General features: G+C 62.0%; 1 protein-coding gene. It reads left to right on the top strand.

Features of this window, described 5'->3' with window-relative positions; translation table 11 throughout:
- Window positions 1–520 precede the first annotated feature (520 nt).
- Window positions 521–718 (top strand): hypothetical protein, encoded by a 198-nt coding sequence (locus tag JT360_RS33170; RefSeq protein ID WP_214477678.1) that lies wholly within the window; start codon window positions 521–523, stop codon window positions 716–718.
- Window positions 719–972 lie beyond the last annotated feature (254 nt).

The raw sequence follows: 972 nt of genomic DNA on the forward strand, positions 1-972 counted from the left end.
AGGTTCACAACGGGCCTTGGTGTGCGAGTTGCCCACCTGATCCACCAATCTGGGCTTATGTGAAGACGGCACCTTCCGCCGTCACACCATAGGCGCTGGAACCAGCCTTCTACTACCTTGTGCTTGCGGCGGCCCCCAATCCGCCCCGGCCGACGCCTGCCCAAGTCCACCCAAAGCTCCCGAAGGGCGCCGGCCAACGCGCCTGCCTTTCAGGCAACCTCGGTCGCGCGGGCCATCATCCAAAAGGCTGCATTCCAACAACTCTAGCGAGAGCGATACACTCACTACTCGGCGCCGTTTCCCTCAAGCGCTGCCGGAAAGGGCTCGGCCCCTGTTTGGTTTGTCTCGTGTCAAAAGCAGGGCGCCGGGCCGCCTTGGCGCGCCAAATCGACGCGAAGCTCGGCGCGCGCCCTGGAGGCGTCGTTCTCCCGTCCTAACCCGACGACCGTCCCTGGCCGCTGCCATCCCCCTCATCGCAATGAAGGACGACATCCTCGAGCATCCGTAGATACCTTGTCGCATGGAAAAAGCTGTTGGCGTTTACCGGTGCCCGGGGAATCCGCCCTTTGTCTGCATCTTGGAGCAGGGCAAAGCCAGTTACATCGGTCAGACCGCCTATCGTGAAGCGGGCCACAAGCCCGACTTCGACGCGTTACCCTGGGAAGCTGATTACCGGGCCGCCAAACAAAAGCCCTGGAGAGAGGGGGCGAAGACCTGATTTATCGGGCTCGCTTCGCGCCGTCGAAGTCGGCCTCGAAACACGCCTCAAGCGTGCCTCGTGTTGGCCTTGATGATCGGGCACGAGAACACCGGCCCGTCGACCGAGCCCAGCCGCAGCGACCTCGCGCCGCCGCGTTAGGACAACAGGCTCAGAATTTGTAGTTAATTCTGGCGACGACGGTATTTTCGGTCTCACGAGCGCTGAGCACGAAGGTCGGATCTAGGCTGCTCGCGCCATCTTTTGAGCCAATG

Origin of the sequence: Mesorhizobium sp. dw_380, from assembly GCF_018588885.1 — a bacterium.
In the GTDB taxonomy this organism is placed as follows: Bacteria; Pseudomonadota; Alphaproteobacteria; order Rhizobiales; family Rhizobiaceae; genus Mesorhizobium.

Coding starts and splice junctions, on each gene's coding strand:
- JT360_RS33170 (WP_214477678.1), top strand. CDS start 521: ATGGAAAAAGCTGTTGGCGTTTACCGGTGCCCGGGGAATCCGCCCTTT.